The organism is Acerihabitans sp. TG2 (assembly GCF_035013185.1).
Taxonomy (GTDB): domain Bacteria; phylum Pseudomonadota; class Gammaproteobacteria; order Enterobacterales; family Enterobacteriaceae; genus Acerihabitans.
In genome coordinates, this window is sequence record NZ_JAYGJO010000092.1 from 1 (window position 1) to 1033 (window position 1033).

The window sequence follows — 1033 nt, forward strand, 5'->3', positions numbered from 1 at the left end:
TGTTACTCCAAAGCGATAATGTCGTGTTCTAGCAAAGTTAAAATGTCGTACTCCGGTTAGCCTGTTCTTATTCAGGCAGCCAGGAGTATCACTATTATGTTGGTCACCATGAGCCAGAAAGAACTCGATCGAATCCCTGTTTTACAGCAGCTATGCGATAAACGTCTGACGCAGTCGCGCGCCGCCAAACTCCTGAACCTCAGCGTTCGTCAGGTGCAACGTCTTCTCGACCGCTATCAGATTGAAGGCGCTGCCGGACTGTCATCCCGAAAACGCGGCAAGCCCGCAAACAATCGTGCCCCTGATGAACTCCGGTTTAAAATTCTGACGCTGCTACGTGAAAAATATAGCGATTTCGGCCCTACGTTAGCCGCTGAGAAGCTTCTCGAACGTCATTGCATCAGGATCTCCATTGAGACGTTGCGCAGCTGGATGACTGCTGATGGTCTCTGGGTTCCGCACTCGCGGCGTAAACCCCGGGTCTATCAACCACGTTACCGGCGTGATTGCCTTGGTGAGCTTGTTCAGATTGATGGCTCTCACCACGACTGGTTTGAAGGCCGTGCATCAAAATGCTGCCTTCTGGTTTACATGGATGATGCTACTGGCCGGCTGATGCACCTACGCTTCTGCGAAACTGAGTCTGCCTTCGACTACATGCTGGCCACGCGTGACTATCTTGATAAACATGGAAAACCTGTCGCGTTCTACAGTGACAAACATGCTGTTTTCCGTGTCAGCCAGGCAGAAACCCGCCGCACCGGGACCACCCAGTTTGGCCGTGTCCTTCATGACCTCAATATTGATCTCATATGCGCCAACAGTTCTCAGGCTAAAGGCCGCGTTGAGCGTGCTAACCAGACACTTCAGGACCGGTTAATAAAGGAAATGCGGCTGGAAAATATCAGCTCAATTGAATGTGCTAATCATTGGGTTGAGACATTCGTCAGCGACTTCAACCGGCGCTTTGCCAGACCGGCCAAATATCCCAAAGATCTCCACCGGCCTGTACAGGAAACGCCTGCGGAACTGG

Annotated in this window: 1 protein-coding gene; it reads left to right on the forward strand. The window is 51.7% G+C overall.

Annotated features, from left to right (window positions below; all coding sequences use genetic code 11):
* Positions 1–108 precede the first annotated feature (108 nt).
* Positions 109–1033: ISNCY family transposase (locus SJI19_RS24650; protein ID WP_323480869.1), on the forward strand; the 925-nt coding region annotated here is incomplete at its 3' end.